The sequence below is a fragment of the Rugamonas fusca genome, assembly GCF_014042365.1.
Lineage (GTDB): Bacteria > Pseudomonadota > Gammaproteobacteria > Burkholderiales > Burkholderiaceae_D > Rugamonas > Rugamonas fusca.
Genome location: NZ_JACEZS010000012.1, coordinates 1 through 16,916 on the forward strand (window position 1 = coordinate 1; position 16,916 = coordinate 16,916).

14 protein-coding genes are annotated in these 16,916 nt (G+C 65.1%); 1 reads left to right on the top strand and 13 read right to left on the bottom strand.

The features are described 5' to 3' along the window. Positions 1-216 precede the first annotated feature (216 nt). From H3H36_RS14685 to H3H36_RS14710, 6 genes are all read right to left on the bottom strand, one after another. Positions 217-963: a peptidylprolyl isomerase gene (locus H3H36_RS14685; protein WP_182218843.1), complete on the bottom strand. Its 747-nt coding sequence runs from the start codon at positions 961-963 to the stop codon at positions 217-219. Between the two features lie 18 nt (positions 964-981). Further along, positions 982-1,665, bottom strand: a complete 684-nt coding sequence (gene narI / locus H3H36_RS14690) for a respiratory nitrate reductase subunit gamma (RefSeq protein WP_182218844.1) — start codon at positions 1,663-1,665, stop codon at positions 982-984. Between the two features lie 11 nt (positions 1,666-1,676). Continuing rightward, positions 1,677-2,336 (bottom strand): nitrate reductase molybdenum cofactor assembly chaperone, encoded by a 660-nt coding sequence (gene narJ / locus H3H36_RS14695; protein ID WP_182218845.1) that lies wholly within the window; start codon positions 2,334-2,336, stop codon positions 1,677-1,679. Positions 2,337-2,370: 34 nt separating this feature from the next. After that, positions 2,371-3,927: a nitrate reductase subunit beta gene (gene narH, locus H3H36_RS14700; protein ID WP_182218846.1), complete on the bottom strand. Its 1,557-nt coding sequence runs from the start codon at positions 3,925-3,927 to the stop codon at positions 2,371-2,373. Between the two features lie 29 nt (positions 3,928-3,956). Then, positions 3,957-7,652, bottom strand: coding sequence for a nitrate reductase subunit alpha (locus tag H3H36_RS14705; RefSeq protein ID WP_182218847.1), 3,696 nt, complete (start codon positions 7,650-7,652; stop codon positions 3,957-3,959). Between the two features lie 155 nt (positions 7,653-7,807). After that, positions 7,808-8,335, bottom strand: a complete 528-nt coding sequence (locus H3H36_RS14710; RefSeq protein WP_182218848.1) for a nitrous oxide reductase accessory protein NosL — start codon at positions 8,333-8,335, stop codon at positions 7,808-7,810. A gap of 238 nt (positions 8,336-8,573) precedes the next feature. On the opposite strand from H3H36_RS14710, the gene H3H36_RS14715 reads away from it, so the two are divergent. Then, positions 8,574-8,966 carry a hypothetical protein gene (locus H3H36_RS14715; protein WP_182218849.1) on the top strand — a complete coding sequence of 131 codons (393 nt, stop codon included), beginning with the start codon at positions 8,574-8,576 and terminating at the stop codon, positions 8,964-8,966. A 17-nt stretch (positions 8,967-8,983) separates the two neighbouring features. On the opposite strand, the gene H3H36_RS14720 is transcribed toward H3H36_RS14715, so the two are convergent. The 7 genes from H3H36_RS14720 to hemN all read right to left on the bottom strand — a co-directional run bounded on the left by H3H36_RS14720 (position 8,984) and on the right by hemN (position 16,860). Continuing rightward, on the bottom strand, positions 8,984-10,702 hold the full coding sequence (locus H3H36_RS14720) for a putative bifunctional diguanylate cyclase/phosphodiesterase (RefSeq protein WP_182218850.1): 1,719 nt from the start codon (positions 10,700-10,702) through the stop codon (positions 8,984-8,986). Positions 10,703-10,847: 145 nt separating this feature from the next. Continuing rightward, entirely contained in the window at positions 10,848-11,996 is a 1,149-nt protein-coding gene (locus tag H3H36_RS14725; RefSeq protein WP_182218851.1) for a cupin domain-containing protein, read from the bottom strand. A gap of 106 nt (positions 11,997-12,102) precedes the next feature. Continuing rightward, positions 12,103-12,345, bottom strand: coding sequence for a DUF3079 domain-containing protein (locus H3H36_RS14730; RefSeq protein ID WP_182218852.1), 243 nt, complete (start codon positions 12,343-12,345; stop codon positions 12,103-12,105). Positions 12,346-12,365: 20 nt separating this feature from the next. After that, positions 12,366-13,016 carry a carbonic anhydrase gene (locus tag H3H36_RS14735; protein WP_182218853.1) on the bottom strand — a complete coding sequence of 217 codons (651 nt, stop codon included), beginning with the start codon at positions 13,014-13,016 and terminating at the stop codon, positions 12,366-12,368. 14 nt (positions 13,017-13,030) lie between these two features. After that, positions 13,031-14,701: a methyl-accepting chemotaxis protein gene (locus H3H36_RS14740; RefSeq protein WP_182218854.1), complete on the bottom strand. Its 1,671-nt coding sequence runs from the start codon at positions 14,699-14,701 to the stop codon at positions 13,031-13,033. Between the two features lie 43 nt (positions 14,702-14,744). Then, positions 14,745-15,425 carry a Crp/Fnr family transcriptional regulator gene (locus H3H36_RS14745; protein ID WP_182218994.1) on the bottom strand — a complete coding sequence of 227 codons (681 nt, stop codon included), beginning with the start codon at positions 15,423-15,425 and terminating at the stop codon, positions 14,745-14,747. Positions 15,426-15,432: 7 nt separating this feature from the next. Continuing rightward, entirely contained in the window at positions 15,433-16,860 is a 1,428-nt protein-coding gene (gene hemN / locus H3H36_RS14750; RefSeq protein ID WP_182218855.1) for an oxygen-independent coproporphyrinogen III oxidase, read from the bottom strand. Between the last annotated feature and the right edge of the window lie 56 nt (positions 16,861-16,916).

The window sequence follows — 16,916 nt, forward strand, 5'->3', positions numbered from 1 at the left end:
CATTTCAATGTCGAGCGGATGGCCAAAGCCACCGCTGACCCCGTGAGCCACACCCCCGTCATCGGCTAGATTACACCTCCAACGTCAGGGATGTCGCCCCCTTACAAATCCGATGATAGACCCCGCCTCTCGGACCTGACCCCGCCTCTCAAAAAAACGGCGTCCGCGCGAACGCGGACGCCGTAGCGTCTCCCCCACTCTCTTTATTTGGTCCGCTTATTGCACCAACGGCGAATCCGCGCCTTCCAGTTCCACGCCTTCGATGTCGGCCTGGCCCACCAGGATGTGCAAATACTGGTGCAGCGCGCGCTGCCAGGACTGGCGTTGCAGCTCGTCGGCGATCTGCGCCTGCACGGCGTCGAACGGCAGCGCTTCGCCTTCGATGCGGCGCATCGCTTGCACGATGTGCAGGCCAAAGCGCGTTTCCAGCAGGCGCCCGGCCAGTTCACCGGGCGCCATCCGGAACAGCAGCTGTTCGAATTCGGGCACGCACTGGCCCCGCGCCAGCTGGCCCAGGTTGCCGCCCACGGCGCCGGACGGGCAGTTCGAATACTGGCGCGCCAGCTCGTCGAAACGGTCCGGGTTCGCTTGCAGCTCGGCCAAAATCAGTTCGGCCGTGCTGCGCACCAGATCCAGTTGCACGGACGGGGTGACCTGGAACAGGATGTGGCGCGCTTCCACCAGCGCGCCGCTGGAGAAGCGTTCGATCTGGCTCTGGTAGTAGCGGCGGCACGCGGCCTCGTCCACTTCCGGCACCTTCACTTCACGCTCGAACAGCGCTTCCACACGGGCGTCGTCCGTCTCGCCCGTGATGCCCAGGCGGTCGGCCTCCTGCAGCAGCACCTGGCGCAACACCACTTCGTGCACGGCCTGTTTCAGGGGATTGGCCGCGTCCTCGTGGTGCGGCAGTTCCTGCTCGATGGCGAGGTCGCTGACCTCGATTCCGTTGACGGCGATACCCATGTTGAGACTCCTGATTAATTAACGGGTGCGAACCAGCTGGAAGGCGCGGCCCAGATAACCGACGGCGCCAAAGCCGCTCCACACGTGCACCAGACGGGTGAACGGGAAGATCACGAACAGCGACATGCCCATGAACAGGTGCAGCTTGAAGATCAGCGGCGCCGTTTCGATGAAGCCGGCCGCGTCGCCGCGGAAGGTCACCACGTGCTGGGCCCAGGTCATCAGCAGGACCATCATGTGGCCGTCCATGTGCGAGGCCGAGGCGCCGATCGAGATCAGGCCCAGGGTCAGCGTCACCAGGATCCACAGCAGCACGATCTTGTCCTTGAAGGTGGTGACGGCGCGCACGCGCTCATTCGAGAAGCGGCGGGCCAGCAACAGCAGCAGGCCGATCATGGCGCACGAACCCATGATGCCGCCAGCCGTCATCGCGATCAGCTGCTTGGTGCCGTGTTCGACGCCCAGCGCGTCCCACACGGCCACGGGGGTCAGCAGGCCGGCCGCATGACCGAAGAACAGGCCCAGCACGCCCACGTGGAACAGCGGGCTGCCCAGGCGCAGCGCGCCCGTGTGCAAGGTCTGGCTGGACTCGGACTTCCAGGTGTACTGTTCGCGGTCGAAGCGAATCAGGCTACCGAGCAGGAAGATGGCCAGCGCGATGTAGGGATAGATCCCGAACACGAATTGATGTAAATAGTTCACTGCAGTCTCCTTCAGGCACGCTGCGGCGCGGCAGCCGCAGCCTTGGGATAAAAGTTAATCGGTTGCGGGCCGCTGGCCAGCGACGTCTGGAGCAGCGGCTCGACGCCGTCGGCGCCGGGGCCGAAGGTTTCCAGCGCTTCGTCCATGTCGCGGATGGGCGGCTCGGCCAGTTCCTCGGCCGCCACCGGGCTGTCCGCTTCCAGCAGGTCGAACAGCACGGCGTACGGGCTGGCGTTGGCCTTGAGCTTGCGGCCGATGTAGGCCAGCACGTGGACCGCGTCGCCCAGCAGGCGCAGACCTTCGTCGCGCTCCTGCTGCGACAGGAATTCGAGGAACAGCGGCACATAATCCGGCAGGTCGTTGCCGACCATGTCCAGGCCATGCTTGCGGTACTCGGCCAGCAGGTCGACCATGGCCTGACCGCGGTCGCGCGACTCGCCGTGGATATGCTCGAACAGGTGCAGCGAGTGCGACGGATTGCGGTCGAACGTGGCCACGTACTGCTGTTGCAGATCGATCAGCGGAGTGCTGGCGATATGCTCGAACAGGCCGGCCAGGCTGGCCTCCCATTCGGGCCGTTCGGCCAGCGCCTGCCGCAGTTCCGGCAGGGCGTCGCACAATTCCTGCTCCGGGTAGAGCAGCAGCGCGGATAAGACTTGATAGCTTTTCATCTTCATTCCTTGGTGGGCTAAGCGGGCCGCGTCATCAGACGTCCAGCACTTCCTTCTTCTTGCGCGATTTTGGCATCGACATGAAGATGGCCGAACCCTGCTTCTTCTTGCCGAACAGGCTGTGGTCGGACACGCCGTCCGAGCAACCGTTGCCGAAGCTGAAGCCGCAGCTGCCCTTCTCGTTGAAGCTGTCCTCGGCCATTTCCTTGTGGCTGCTCGGGATCACGAAGCGGTCCTCGTAGTTGGCGATCGCCATGATGTGGTACATGTCCTCGACCATGTGCTTGTCCAGGCCGACCTGCTTGAGCGGTTCCAGGTTTTCCACCCCTTCCACGCTCTTGCCGCGCATGTAGGCACGCATGGCCAGCATGCGGTCCAGCGCCTTGAGCACCGGCACCTGGTCGCCCGCCGTCAGCAGGTTGGCCAGATACTGCACCGGGATGCGCAGGCTCTTGGTGTCGGGCAGGATGCCGTTCTTGCCCAGCACGCCCGATTCGGCCGCGGCCTGGATCGGCGACAGTGGCGGGATGTACCACACCATCGGCAGCGTGCGGTATTCCGGGTGCAGCGGGAACGCCACCTTCCATTCCACCGCCATCTTGTAGACGGGCGAACGCTTGGCCGATTCCAGCCACGAATCGGGGATGCCCTGGCGGCGCGCCTCGGCGATCACTTCCGGATCGTGCGGATTGAGGAACAGGCCCAGTTGCGACGGATACAGGTCGCGCTCGTCGGCCACCGATGCCGCCGACTCGATCTTGTCGGCGTCGTACAGCAGCACGCCCAGGTAGCGGATGCGGCCCACGCAGGTTTCCGAGCACACGGTCGGCTGGCCCGCTTCGATACGGGGGTAGCAGAAGGTGCACTTTTCGGCCTTGCCCGAAGACCAGTTGTAGTAGATCTTCTTGTACGGGCAGCCGGAGATGCACATACGCCAGCCGCGGCACTTGTCCTGGTCGATCAGCACGATGCCGTCGTCCTCGCGCTTGTACACGGAACCGGACGGGCACGACGCCACGCAGGTCGGGTTCAGGCAGTGTTCGCACAGGCGCGGCAAGTACATCATGAAGGTGTTCTCGAAGGTGCCGTACATCTCCTTCTGCATGTTGTCGAACAGCTTGTCCTGGCTGCGCTGGGCGAATTCGCCGCCCAGGTCGTCCTCCCAGTTCGGGCCCCATTCGATCTTGTCCATCTTCTTGCCGGTGATGACGGAGATCGGACGGGCGGTCGGAGGCGTTTCCGACAGCGGCGCGTTCTGCAGGTGCTCGTAGTCGTAGGTGAACGGCTCGTAATACTCGTCGATATTGGGCAGGTTCGGGTTGGCGAAGATGTTGGCCAGGATTTTCAGGCGGCTGCCCTGGCGCGGCTCGATCTTGCCGGCCGCCGTGCGGCGCCAGCCGCCGTTCCACTTGTCCTGGTTTTCCCACTGCTTCGGATAGCCGATGCCGGGTTTGGTTTCCACGTTGTTGAACCATGCGTATTCCACGCCGTCACGGCTGGTCCACACGTTCTTGCAGGTGACGGAACAAGTGTGGCAACCGATGCACTTGTCCAGGTTCAGCACCATGCCGATTTGCGCTCTGATTTTCATATGATTTTACCTCGCTATCGTTGACGGTTTCAGGCCTTGGAGGACAATGGGCCTTCCAGCCAATCGACTTTATCCATCTTGCGCACCAACACGAACTCATCGCGGTTGGAGCCGACCGTGCCGTAGTAGTTGAAGCCATACGACAGCTGGGCGTAGCCGCCGATCATGTGGGTCGGCTTGGTGACGGCCCGCGTGACCGAGTTGTGGATGCCACCGCGTTTGCCCGACGTTTCCGCGCCAGGGACGTTGATGATCTTCTCCTGGGCGTGGTACATCAGGGTCATGCCTTCCGGTACCCGCTGGCTGACGATGGCGCGCGCCGTCAACGTACCGTTCACGTTGAACACCTCGATCCAGTCGTTGTCCACGATGCCGGCCGCCTTGGCGTCGATCTCCGACAGCCACACGTGCGGGCCGCCGCGCGACAGCGTGAGCATGCGCAGGTTGTCCGAGTAGGTCGAGTGGATACCCCACTTCTGGTGCGGCGTGATCCAGTTGAGCGCGATCTCCTTGTTGCCGTTCGGTTTGGCGCCCAGCATGGCCGCCGTGGTCTTGGTGTTGATGGCCGGCTTGTACACGCACAGACCTTCGCCAAAATCACGCATCCACAGGTGATCCTGGTAGAACTGCTGGCGGCCCGTCAGCGTGCGCCATGGGATCAGTTCATGCACGTTGGTGTAGCAGGCGTTGTAGCTCACTTCTTCCGACTCCAGGCCCGACCAGGTGGGCGAGGAAATGATCTTGCGGGGCTGTGCCTGCACGTCGCGGAAGCGGATCGAATCATGCTCTCGCGGCAGGGCCAGGTGGGTGTGGTCGCGGCCCGTGATCTTGGACAGCGCATCCCATGCCTTGACCGCCACGTGGCCGTTGGTTTCCGGCGCCAGCGACAATATCATCTCGGCCGCGTCGATGGCCGTTTCCAGGCGTGGCTGGCCTTGCGAGATACCCTCTTCCAGCACGGTGCGGTTCACGCCGCGCAGCACGTCCACTTCGTGGCCGGTCTTCCAGCTGATACCCTTGCCGCCGTTGCCGATCTTCTCGAGCAGCGGGCCGATCGAGGTGAACTTCTTGTAGATCTGGGTGTAGTCGCGCTCGATCACGGTCATGCTCGGCATGGTCTTGCCTGGCACGGGTTCGCACTCGCCGGCGCGCCAGTCCTTCGGATCGAACGGCTGGCCCAGTTCCCCAGGCGTGTCGTGCAGCAGTGGGGTCAGCACCAGATCCTTCTGCGTGCCCAGCGCGGCGCCGCCGATTTCCGAGAACTTCTTGGCCAGGCCCTTGTAGATCTCCCAGTCCGACTTCGATTGCCACAGCGGTTGCACGGCTTCCGACAGCGGGTGGATGAAGGGGTGCATGTCGGACGTGTTCATGTCGTCCTTCTCATACCATGTGGCCGTCGGCAGCACGATGTCGCCGTACAGGCAGGTGGTGGACATGCGGAAGTCCAGCACCACCAGCAGATCGAGCTTGCCTTCCACGGCCGGGCGCACTTTCACGTCGCGTGGCTTGATGCACTGGTCTTCATCGCTCATCAGCGCATTCTGGGTGCCCAGCAGGTACTTGAGGAAGTACTCGTGGCCCTTGCCCGAGCTGCCCAGGATGTTGGAGCGCCACACGAACATATTGCGCGGGAAGTTGGCCGGATTGTCCGGGTCATCGCACGAGAAGTTCAGCTTGCCGTCCTTGATCTGCTGGACGGCGTAGGCGGCCGGGTCCTGGCCTGCTGCCGCGGCGGCGCGCGCCACTTCCAGCGGGTTGGTTTCCAGTTGCGGTGCGGACGGCAGCCAACCGAGGCGCTCGGCCTTGGCGTTGTAGTCCAGCAGCGTCATTGGCGCGACATCCGGGCCGGCCGTTGGCGAAGCGATTTCCTCGGTGTGCAGCTTCTCGTGGCGCCACTGGCTGGTGTGGGCGTAGAAGAACGAGGTGCCGTTCATCTGGCGCATCGGACGGTTCCAGTCCTGGGCGAACGCCAGCGGGGTCCAGCCGGTCTGCGGACGCAGCTTTTCCTGGCCCACGTAGTGTGCCCAGCCGCCGCCCGACTGGCCCACGCAACCGCACATCATCAGCATGTTGATGATGCCGCGATAGGTCATGTCCATGTGGTACCAGTGATTCAGGGCCGCGCCCACGATCACCATGCTCTTGCCGCGGGTCTGGTCCGCGTTCTGCGCGAACTGACGGGCCACGGTGATCACGTCGGCCGCTTTCACGCCGGTGTGCTTGACCTGCCATTGCGGGGTGTAAGGCACGTCGTCCTCGTAGCTGGTGGCCACGTTGCCGCCGCCCAGGCCTCGGTCGATACCGTAGTTGGCCATGGTCAGGTCGAACACGGTGGCGACCAGCGCGGTGCTGCCGTCGGCCAGCGTGAGGCGCTTGACGGGCACGTTGCGCATCAACAGGTCGCTGGCGTCCTTGCCGCCGAAGTAGGCGAAGCCCACGGGCACCACTTCATCGGCGCAGCCGATCAGCGACAGGCGCGGATCGACAGGCTTGCCGTTGCCGCCCTGTTTCATCTCCAGGTTCCACTTGCCCGACTCGCCCCAGCGGAAGCCGATCGAGCCGGCCGGCGCCACGATCTCGCCGCTGGCGTCGTCGATGACCAGGGTCTTCCAGTCGGGATTGTTGGTTTCGTCCAGGTTGTTGGCCAGGTGCGAGGCGCGCAGGAAGTACTCGGGCGCCAGGGTGCCGTTCTGCTCCTTGAGCAGCACCAGCATCGGGAAGTCGGTGTATTGCTTGGCGTAGTCCTTGAAGTACTGGGACTGGCCATCGGTGTGGTATTCCTTCAGGATCACGTGGCCCATGGCCATCGCCAGTGCCGCATCCGTGCCCTGTTTTGGCGCCAGCCAGATGTCGCCGAACTTGGCCATTTCGCCGAAGTCGGACGACACGGCCACCGTCTTGGTGCCCTTGTAGCGCACTTCGGTGTAGAAGTGGGCGTCCGGGGTACGGGTCATGGGCACGTTCGAGCCCCACACCATCAGGAAGGTGGAGTTGTACCAGTCGGCCGATTCGGGCACGTCGGTCTGTTCGCCCCACACTTGCGGGCTGCTTGGCGGCAGGTCGCAATACCAGTCGTAGAAGCTCAGGGCCACACCGCCGATCAGCGACAGGTAGCGGGTACCGGCCGCGTAGCTGACCATGGACATGGCGGGAATCGGCGAGAAGCCGACGATACGGTCAGGGCCGTACTTCTTGATGGTCAGGGCGTTGGCGGCCGCGATCATCTCGTTGCAGGTGTCCCAGTCGGCGCGCACGAAGCCACCCAGGCCGCGCACGGACTTGTACTGCTTGGCGCGTTCAGGGTTCTGGCTGATGTAGTCCCAGGCCGTGACCGGGTCCATGGTCTTGCGCGCTTCACGCCACATGTCCATCAGGCGGCCGCGCACCATCGGATACTTGACGCGCTGGGCCGAATACACGTACCAGGAATAGCTGGCGCCGCGCGGGCAGCCGCGCGGCTCGTGGTTGGGCAGATCGGGCCGCGTACGCGGGTAATCGGTCTGCTGGGTTTCCCACGTGATCAACCCGTTCTTCACGTACACCTTCCAGCTGCAGGAGCCGGTGCAGTTCACGCCGTGCGTGGAACGCACGATCTTGTCATGCTGCCAGCGTTGGCGGTAGGCGTTTTCCCAAGTGCGATCCTCGTGGACAACTGCCCCGTGGCCGTCGGAAAACGTTGATTTTGTTTTGCTGAAGAATTTCAGGCGATCCAGAAAATGACTCATGCTGCCTCCTCACTTGCACCCTGTGCGGTACCAGGAACTAAACACCTCCTCACGCAACATGCGTGAGGCCGTCGATACCATGCAGTCTACGCAGGGGGGTGTTTAGTGTGAATCGGCAAGAAGTCTTGCGGATGGGGCGAGAAGGACTAGGCCGTTTAGGTCTTTGTGACTAGGCCGGGCGTGGATTCCGTGACAGCGACGTTGCTGGCGGCCGTCAGCAACTGTTGATAGGACAGCAAGCGCCCACCGCCCGCGCGCACGTACTCCCGCGCGTGGTGCGCCGACGAGAAGGCGGCTAACTCGCCCCTGCCCTGCCCCTGCCCTTGCTGGCCGCGCAGCACGTAGGTGGCCTGGCGGGCCGCCACCCAGCCGCCGGTACTGGCGGCCGGGGCGCCCGCGTCCTGGACGAAACTGGCCCGCACGAAGCCGGGCTGCTCGACCGAGGCCAGCATGGCGAACATGGCCGACAGCGAGCAATAGAACACGGGCCGGCCCTGGTCGTACTGGATCTGGCCCGTGGGCGCCGTGGCGCAGGACGCGGCCTGTGCGGACGGCGGCGGCGCCGGCCGGGCGTCCGCATCGGCCGGCTGCAGCGACGGCGCCAGCAACAGCACCCGCAGCAATCCCGCCAGCGCCAGCGCCTGGGTGGCCACGCTCAGATAATGGCGCTTCCTCGACAACATGGTGTAACCTTCCCTTGCACACGGCGCCATCCGCGCCCAGGCCACCATTGTCCGGAACGGCACACGCAAATAATATGATGTGGCTCAAGGATTTCCGTGACAGCCCTCAGCCAAAAGGACTAGGCCCGCTAGCCACTCGCGCCGATGGCGACGACCGCCGTGCCGGGTTATACATACGGCTGGCGCGCGCGCACGCACCGCGTGTCGCATCGCGCCCGCACAATGAAAGGAAGCACCCGTGAATATCGCCAGTTTTACCGACCTGCTGTCAGCCGCCGCCCTGCAGGCGGAACCCCAGCGCCTGCTGTTTACCTTTACCCGCGCCGAATACGAGGCCGTCGACCCGGCCAACGCCGGCGCGCCGCGGCGCGGCACGCTCACGCCCGTGATGTGCGTCGACAAGCAGGTGGGGGAGCTCGACACCTTCGCCAACCTGGCGGCCGAGTCGCGCGCCATGGGCGCGCCTTGGGACGTGGTGTTGGTGACCAGCCTGTCGGGCAGCGCCGGCCAGTTGCCGGACGCGCGCCAGACGGAAGGCGCGCTCAAGGACATGGTGCAGGCCATCCAGCAGGGCCGCATGGAGCGCTTCCTCGCGTTCGACGCCGACGGCGAACTGCTGCGCTTTTCCTGACCGCCCCGCCGGCGCCGTCAGTGGGAGGCGCGCCGCAGGCCCGCTTCCAGTTCCGGCCCCGTCATGGGGGGCGCGAACAGGTAGCCCTGTCCGTAGTCGCAACCGGCCGCCACCAGCAGTTCGCGCTGGCGCGCCGTCTCCACACCTTCCGCCACCACCGTCATGCCCAGCTTGTGCGCCATCGCCACGATGGCTTCGCACAGGGCCAGGTCCGGCGCGTGGCTATCGATCCGGTGCACAAAGCTGCGGTCTATCTTCAGCACGTCGAGCTCGAAGCGGGTCAGGTAGGCCAGCGACGAATAGCCGGTGCCGAAATCATCGAGTGAAATCTGCATACCGGCCGCGCTGAAGCGGCGCAATGTCTCCGTCAATTCCGCGCTCACGTCCAGCAGCAAGCCTTCGGTGATCTCGATGCCGACGCTGCAAGTCGGCAAACCCAGCGCGGCCAGGTAGGCCAGCCAGCGCTTGCACAGCCCGACATCGTTACGGAACTGGAGCGGCGACACATTCACCGCGATCTGGAACGCGGAGCAACCGAGCGCCATCACCCGCCGCACCTGGTCGGCCGCGCACCGGAGCACCCAGTCACCGATCTCGACGATCATGCCATTGGCCTCGGCCAGCGGCACGAAGTGCGATGGCGGCACGGCGCCCCGCCCCGGATGCTGCCAGCGCAGCAGCGCCTCGGCCTTGCGCACGCGCCCCGTGGCCAGTTCGACGATGGGCTGGTAGTGCACCGCCAGCTGCCCTTCCCGCAACGCGTCGCGCAGGTCATTGCTCAAGCCTATGCGCTGCTGCATCGCGTCCAGCAAGGCGAGGCTGAAGCGGCTAAAGCGGTTGCGGCCCGCGCCCTTGGCCGCGTACATGGCCTGGTCGGCGTGGCGCAGCAGGTCGGCCATGGTGTCGCCATCGTGCGGGTACTGCGCGATGCCGATGCTGGCCGACACGTATGCCCGCTCCCCGCCCAACTGATAGGGCGCGGCCACGCTGGCCACCAGCCGCCCGGCCAGCGCATCCAGGCTGGCCAGCTGCGCCCCGTCCGCGATGATCACGGCGAATTCGTCGCCGCCCAGCCGGGCCGCCTGGCCGGGGCCGCCGAGGCAGGCGTCGATGCGGCGCACGGCCTCGACCAACAGTTCGTCGCCCCGGTCGTGGCCCAGCGTGTCGTTGACTTCCTTGAAGTGGTCCAGGTCCAGCAACAGCAACGCGAACGGCGCCGACGGCGCCTGGTCCAGCCGTTGTTGCAGGCGCTCCTTGAACAGGTAGCGGTTGGGGGCGCCCGTCAGGCTGTCGATATTGGCCTGGTGCCAGATCAGCAGTTCCGCGCGCTTGCGTTCCGTCACCTCCACCAGCGAGAACACCAGGTACTCCACCTCGCCCGCACCGTCCAGCACGGGCACCAGGGTCCAGTCCCAGTAGGTCACGCCCCGTTCGGGCTGGTCGGCGAACTCGAAGGCGCGCGTGAAGGTGACGTAGCCCTGCTTGCTGCGCAATACGTCCTCGAAAATCAGGCGCGCGTCGGACGGGAACAGCTCGAAATGGTTGCGGCCGGCGAAATCGTTGATGTCGCGCCGGCAGGCGTCGGCATAAGTCTGGTTGACCCGCACGAAGTTGAAATGGCGGTCGAGGATGACCAGGCTGGCGACACTGTGCTTGAAGTAGGTGTCGGCCAGCTTGAGCTGCTTGAGTACCTCGTCCTCCGGGGCGCTCGGAGCCCGAGTTTCCGATTCCGTCATGGCGACACCACCCCGCAAGCGACGCGACTATTGGTCGATAACCCAGCGTTCAGGCTAGCCAACTTGTTTCAAATCGTCAAGTTCTGCTGCAACTCCCTGTAGCAATCGCGACAAGAGGTTGCACGGAGGCATCACCGATCCCTGCTCATTCCGCCAAGTACCAGTAGCCGGCGTTGACCCAGCGCGTGAGCGCGGCCAGGATGGCCGGCTGGGACAACCACGGCGCCAGCGACGCCGCATCGAGCCGCTCATGGTCGCACAGGACGGGCACAAAGCCGGCGCCCTCGGGGCCGAAGTCCAGGCGCTCGCCATCCACGTAGCACACGCCCTGCCCCGCCGTCGCGTCCACGTAGAAGCAGCGCAGGCCGCCGGTGCGCAGCAGGGTGCCGTCGTTGGCGAGCGCTTCGGCCAGTTCCCGTTCGTCATAGGGCGATTCCAGCGCCTGCAGGTCGAGCTGGCACTTGTTGCGCGACAGGTAGCCGCCGGCCACGTCGGCCAGCAGCGCTTCGTCATCGAGCACGGCTTGCAGCTGGGCGCGGATACGGGCGAAGTCGGCGCCGTCGATGCGGCCCTGCTGCGTGTGCAGGGGACGGCCAGGGTCGGCCAGCAGTTCGTTGCCCAGTTCCTTGTCGATCAGGTGGTCGGCCAGCGCGCTGAACATGTCGCACGCGGACCTGGCGCGAAAGCCGACGGAAAAACTCATCGCGTGTTCCAGCGTCACGCCGTCGTGGGGGAAGCCGGGCGGGATGTAGAGGATGTCGCCCGCTTCCAGCACTTCATCGATGATGGGCTCGAACGGGTCCGTGTGCAGCAAGGCTTCGTGGGCCGCGAACTCGCGGTGGTTGCCGCGCGCGCCCACGCGCCAGCGGCGCTTGCCCGAGCCCTGGCAGATGAACACGTCGTAGCGGTCGATGTGGGGACCGACGCCGCCGTCCGTCGTCGAATAGCTGATCATCACGTCGTCCAGCCGCCATTTGGGGAGGAAAGAGAATGGTTCGACCAGCGCCTGCACTTCCGGCGACCAGTGGTTGGCCGCCTGCACGATCAAGCACCATGCGCGTTCACCGAGGTGCTCGTAGCTGTCGAACGGCCCGGTCTCGGCTTGCCAGCGGCCATCGCGGCGATACACGAGACGCGATTCGACCTGCTCCTCGCAGGCCAGGCCGGCCAGTTCATCGGGGCTGATCGGATCGTCGAACTGGCGGAAGCCTTGCCGGATCAGCAGCGGTTGCCGTTGCCAGTAGTGTTGCAGGAAGTGTTCGGGCGTGATGCCGGGCAGGTGTAAGGTGTGCATGCGTGGTCAATGTGGAGAGAATAAGCGAGGCCGCCGTTGTATCACCGGCGCACGCCAGTCGATAGCAACGGGATCAAGACCGCGCGAGGATGTTGCGGATAGTTTGCTACGTCCCGCTTTTTTCGGGCGGGGCGTCGGCCGAGGGATCGGCCACTTCCTGCTGCGTCGCGTCCGCTTCGGTCTTGGCGTTCAGGCCGAACTTCTCCCAGCCTTCGCCCCACAGTTCGATCGGGTGCTGGGTCCGTTCCGAGCCGTTGCCGCAGGCGAGCGAATCGACCGGGCAGTATTTGTCGCAGCCCCAGCAGATGCGCTCGGGGTGCTTGGGATTGATGGGGAATACCTTGGCCATGCCATACTCCTTCTGCTTCCTTATCCGCGCCGCTCCAGCGGGCAGACCAGCGGCAGAAATTGCTGCTGGCGTGGCGAATACGCCATCAGCGCGCCGCTTTCAATATCAAAATACCAGCCGTGCAGCTTGACCAGCCCCTGCTCGACCCGCTCCCTGAGCCAAGGGTAGGTCAGCAGATTGTCCAGCGAATGCAGGATGCTGGCCAGTTCACACGCCTTGTGCTGGTGTTCCTCGCTGCGGTGGGCCAGGTCGCGCTTGACCTGGTTGGCCACCGGCTCGGCGATCTTCATCCAGCGGCCCACGAAATCCGTGTCGGCCAGCTTCTGGCGTGGCCCCATCAGGGCCCGGATGCCGCCGCAGCGGGCATGGCCCAGCACGATCACGCGCGCCACTTCCAGGTTGCAGATGGCGAATTCGATGGCCGAACTGACGCCCGGCGGCGCGTCCGGCGTGCAGGGCGGCACCAGGTTGGCGATATTGCGCACCACGAACAGGTCACCCGGTTCGCTGCCCGTCAGCAGCATGGGATCGACGCGCGAATCGCAGCAGCCGATCAGCAGCGTGGCCGGCCGCTGGCCCGCCCGCAGGCTGTCGTACAAGGTTTGCGAATCGCTGAAATACTGTTGCTGGAACCGGCTGAAACCGCGCAGGAATTTTTCGATGGCTTCCATTGCTCCTCCCGCGCTCAGACCGGCCGGCCCTGCGGCTTGCGCAGGCTGCGGGCGGCGGGCTGCGCGGCCAGCCCCTTGCGGGCCGGACGTTCGAACGGCAGCACGTTGGCGCAGGGCTGCTGCTGCGCATGGTGCGTGTGCGGTGCATCGACCTTGAACACGGCCACCAGTTCGGACAGGCCGTCGGCCTGTTCCTGCAGGGCCTGGGCGGCGGCGGCCACCTCCTCCACCCGCACGGCATTGCTGCGCGTGCCCTCGTCCATCTGGCTGACGGCCTGGTTGATCTGCTCGATGCCGGCGCTCTGCTCGGCGCCGGCGCGGCTGATGTCGGCGATGATGGCCGTCACCTGGCCGATGCTGCTCAGGATCTCGTGCATGGTGGCGCCGGCCTGGTCGACCAGTTCCGCGCCTTCGGCCACCTGTTCCTGCGATTCCTGCACCAGTTGCTTGATCTGGCGCGCGGCGGCGGCCGACTGTTGCGCCAGCTGGTGCACTTCATTGGCCACCACGGCGAAGCCCTTGCCATGCTCGCCCGCGCGGGCCGCTTCCACCGCCGCGTTCAACGCCAGCAAATTGGTCTGGAAGGCGAGGCGGTCGATCAGGCCGATGATGTCGCCGATACGCGCGGCCGACGAATTGATGGCGCCCATGGTGCTTACCACCTTCGCCACCACGGCCTCGCCCGCGTTGGCCACTTGCGCGGCCGATTGCGCCAGCTGGTTGGCCTGCTGGGCGCTGGCGCCGTTCTCGCGTACGGCCACCGTCAGCTGTTCCATCGACACCGCCGTCTGCTGCAAGGCGCTGGCCTGCTGTTCGGTGCGTTCTGCCAGTTCCACGTTGCCGGCCGCGATGCTGTGGGCCGCGCCGTTGATGGCGGCCGTGCCGCCGCGCACGTCGCCGACAATCTTCGTCAAGCTGGTGTTCATGTCGGCCAGCGATTGCAGCAGCTGGCCCGTTTCATCGTTGGTCTCGACGGCGATGCGCTGGGTCAGGTCGCCGGCGGCCACGCTGCCGGCCACGCGCACGGCCTGCTCCAGCGGCCGCACGATGGCCCGCTGCAGCAGCACGCCAATCACGGCCGACAGCACCAGGCCAAAGGCGATGCCCGTCAGGCAGGCCAGGCGCACGCGCTGGTAGATCAACTGGCTATGCTCGAATTCCGCGTGCGCGCTGCTCAGGTGCAGCGCCATCAGGGCGTCGATGTGCTTGCGCACGGGGACGAACAGGCGGGCCATTTCGCCGCGCATCAAGGTGCGGGCGGCGCCGTGGTTGTCGCGCCGCAGCGCCTCGATGGCCGGCCTCAGGCCCTGGGCGACAAATTGCTGGCGCGCTTCGGCATAGTCGTGCGCCAGCGCCACTTCCTCGGGATGCAGGCCGTTCTGCACGTAGGTATCCCACATGCGCGCGATCTGCGCCATGCGCTGCTCGACCTGCGCCATCTCGGGCTGCACCACGTCCGGCGCTTCATTGAGGGCCTGGGCCACGGCCAGTTGATTGGCGTCGATCAGGCGCACGATCTGGTCCAGCTGCGACATGGGCAGCATGCGCTGCTCGTAGTTGTTGCGCAGCGTGTCGTTGGCGCCGGCCAGGCTGACCAGGCCAATCACGCCGCCCAGCACCAGCAGGACGGACAAAAACCCGATCACGAACACGAGTCGTAAGCGGATGGTGAGGTTGTTGAACATGATGACTCCAGGCGCGTGCGCCACATCGGCTGACAGGAACTTCCTAGCCGGCGCAGGCACGCAGTTTTTCTTCGTCGAGGATGGTGACCTTGCGGCCCTTGAATGCGATCAGCTGTTGCGAACTGAGATCGGCCATGATGCGCGAGAAGTGCTCGGGTGTGAGGTTCAGGCGCGACGCCAGCACGGCCTTGGCCACTGGCAGCGTCAGCTCGGCGCCGGTGTCGGCGCTACGGTCCTTGAGCAGGTAGGATACGACGCGCTGGGTGCCCGAACGCAGCGAGTACGACTCCATGTCGCACATCAGGCTGTGCATGCGCTGGCTCAGGCCGGCCAGCATCTTGCAGGCGAACGCGGGATCGTTCTCGATCTCGCGGAAGATGGCCTGCTTGGACACGTGCAGCAGCAGCGAGTCGGCCATGGCCTGCGAGGACACGATGTAGGGGCTGCCCATGAACATCAGCGCTTCGCCGAAGCTGTGGCCGGGGCCGACCAGCTCGATCACCTTCTCGGCGCCCTGGGCGGAGGTGAACGACAGCTTGATCTGGCCATACAGCACCACGTGGAAGCCCACGCACGGATCGCCGCGCTGGAAGATGATTTCGCCGCGCTCGGCCCGCACTTCCGTCGTGCCCAGCGCGATGCGGTCCAGTTCTTCCTGGCGCATCGAATTAAACAGCGGTACCCGTGACAGGAAGGTTTGTACTTTGATCTTGGTCTTGTCCATCATGTCCTCAAATCGTCCTTGAATAACGGATCGGGCTGGGGCCTTCCTCGCGCGGGGCGTGCAAATAGCTGTCGAAGGCCATGCACACGTTGCGGATCAACAGGCGGCCGCGCATCAGGACCTTGATGCCGTCGCCATCGACGGTCAGCAGGCCCTGTTCCTCCAGCGGCTTCAAACGGGCCAGGTCGGCGGCGAAATAATCAGCCGGGTCCTGCTTGCCGGGGATGGCCAGGTCGGCGTAGTTGAGTTCGAAGTCGCACATCAACTTGCCGATCACGCTGCGGCGCAGCAGGTCATCCTCGGTCAGGTCGATGCCGCGCGCGATCGGCAGTTGGCCCGCGTCCAGCCGCTCGTAGTAGGCCGACAGCACCTTCTCGTTCTGGCTGTAGCTGCCGCCCACGTCGCTGATGGCCGACACACCCAGCGCCACCATGTCGGCGTCCGCGTGGGTGGAATAGCCCTGGAAGTTGCGGTGCAGCTCACCTTCCACCTGGCTGCGGGCCAGGTCGTCCTCGGGCAGCGCGAAGTGGTCCATGCCGATGTAGACGTAGCCGGCCGCCGTCAGGCGGGCGATGCACAGGCCCAGCATCTCCAGCTTGGTTTCACCGTCAGGCAGCGTGTCCGCATCGATCAGGCGCTGGGCCTTGAACAGGTGCGGCATGTGGGCGTAGTTGTAGATGGCGATGCGGTCGGGCCGGGCCGCGATCACCTTGTCCAGCGTGGGGCCCATGCTGGCCACGGTCTGCTTGGGCAGGCCGTAGATCAGGTCCACGCTGATGGAGCGGAACCTGGCCGCGCGCGCCGCTTCCAGCACGGCGATGGTCTGCTCGTAGGGCTGGATGCGGTTGACGGCTTGCTGCACTTCGGGGTCGAAGTCCTGGATGCCCAGGCTGATGCGGTTGAAACCCTGGCGGCGCAGCGTGTGGATGCGTTGCGGGGTGACGGTGCGGGGGTCCACTTCGACCGAGAATTCGCCTTCCGCGTCGGAGACGAAGTCAAAATGCTGGCGCAAATAGGCCAGCAAGCCGTCCATCTGCTGGTCGGTCAGGTAGGTCGGGGTGCCGCCGCCAAAGTGCAGCTGGTCGACCTGGTTGATGCCGTCGAACAGCCTGGCCTGCATGGCGATCTCGCGCCGCAGGTAGTCCAGGTAGGTCACGGCCTTGCTGTGGTCCTGTGTGATGATCTTGTTGCAGGCACAGTAGTAGCACAGCGATTCGCAGAACGGGATGTGGATGTACAGCGACAGCCCGCTAGGTGTCCCCCGGGCCCGCACCCGTTTCACGGCCTCCTCGTACTGTTGCTGAGCATAGCCTTTGGCGAAACGGTCCGCCGTCGGATAGGACGTGTAGCGCGGTCCCATCTGGTTGAGCTTGCGCACGAGCGCAGCATCGAACTCCACCGACGGCGTGAGCGGGATGACTTTGGGGGTAGACATATTGTAACTCCAGGTTAGGCGTTGACCGCCAGGTAGACTGTTTGCAGAAAGACCGC

Excerpts from the sequence above, each read along its gene's own strand:
- H3H36_RS14685 (WP_182218843.1), bottom strand. The coding sequence starts at position 963 with ATGGGTATCGCCGTCAACGGAATCGAGGTCAGCGACCTCGCCATCGAG.
- narJ (WP_182218845.1), bottom strand. The coding sequence starts at position 2,336 with ATGAAAAGCTATCAAGTCTTATCCGCGCTGCTGCTCTACCCGGAGCAG.
- narH (WP_182218846.1), bottom strand. The coding sequence starts at position 3,927 with ATGAAAATCAGAGCGCAAATCGGCATGGTGCTGAACCTGGACAAGTGC.
- H3H36_RS14705 (WP_182218847.1), bottom strand. The coding sequence starts at position 7,652 with ATGAGTCATTTTCTGGATCGCCTGAAATTCTTCAGCAAAACAAAATCA.
- H3H36_RS14710 (WP_182218848.1), bottom strand. The coding sequence starts at position 8,335 with ATGTTGTCGAGGAAGCGCCATTATCTGAGCGTGGCCACCCAGGCGCTG.
- H3H36_RS14720 (WP_182218850.1), bottom strand. The coding sequence starts at position 10,702 with ATGACGGAATCGGAAACTCGGGCTCCGAGCGCCCCGGAGGACGAGGTA.
- H3H36_RS14725 (WP_182218851.1), bottom strand. The coding sequence starts at position 11,996 with ATGCACACCTTACACCTGCCCGGCATCACGCCCGAACACTTCCTGCAA.
- H3H36_RS14730 (WP_182218852.1), bottom strand. The coding sequence starts at position 12,345 with ATGGCCAAGGTATTCCCCATCAATCCCAAGCACCCCGAGCGCATCTGC.
- H3H36_RS14735 (WP_182218853.1), bottom strand. The coding sequence starts at position 13,016 with ATGGAAGCCATCGAAAAATTCCTGCGCGGTTTCAGCCGGTTCCAGCAA.
- H3H36_RS14740 (WP_182218854.1), bottom strand. The coding sequence starts at position 14,701 with ATGTTCAACAACCTCACCATCCGCTTACGACTCGTGTTCGTGATCGGG.
- H3H36_RS14745 (WP_182218994.1), bottom strand. The coding sequence starts at position 15,425 with ATGGACAAGACCAAGATCAAAGTACAAACCTTCCTGTCACGGGTACCG.
- hemN (WP_182218855.1), bottom strand. The coding sequence starts at position 16,860 with ATGTCTACCCCCAAAGTCATCCCGCTCACGCCGTCGGTGGAGTTCGAT.